This is a genomic window from Cognatazoarcus halotolerans, from assembly GCF_009800965.1.
Classification (GTDB): domain Bacteria; phylum Pseudomonadota; class Gammaproteobacteria; order Burkholderiales; family Rhodocyclaceae; genus Cognatazoarcus; species Cognatazoarcus halotolerans.
The window spans coordinates 1-554 of record NZ_WUAF01000056.1 but is presented as its reverse complement, the minus strand read 5'-3'; the positions used below and the strand labels follow the sequence as shown (position 1 = coordinate 554).

At 47.5% G+C, this 554-nt stretch carries 1 protein-coding gene; it reads left to right on the top strand.

From position 1 onward, the window contains the following. On the top strand, positions 1-237 hold a 237-nt coding region (locus GQB03_RS23400), incomplete at its 5' end, for a hypothetical protein (protein WP_235027187.1). Between the last annotated feature and the right edge of the window lie 317 nt (positions 238-554).

Here is a 554-nt window from a genome sequence, read left to right as displayed (position 1 = left end):
AGTAATGGAACATCGAGGACAGGGGATCAAGTTGGCCACGCATCGCTGTCAGGACAAGGGTTCGGAAGACCAGGCTATGACATTTGCCAGGGCCGTTCGTTCACTGGGTTTTGCATCAACCTGCTAACCCTGGTAGAGATTGCTCATAGTTTCCGCACGCTTTCAATAGCCGAGGATCACCATCCGGATCACCGTATCGTCTATTTCGCTTGTCGTACGATAAAACGTAATGTCTGATAAAAGTCGAGTTCTTTTCTATTGAAAAGCAACGCCTAGTAACGATCATCCCTAAAAATCCAGACCCATCCGAATGCTTTTGTGGCGCCACATCAGAAAATACACCTCCCAACACACCAATATATGATCCATCCTTGCAGGATATATATCCTGAGAAAACATTGACATCATTCAAGCTGCCATACATACCTAGCAGGGTGATGCAAAAGCGCCAGACTCCTCACCAGCAAAGGGCCCCAGCGTAATTTTCATGGCGACTTCACGGCGAGATTTGATTTTTCAATTCGATTCGAGGTGCCGAATCGCGCATCGGAGGA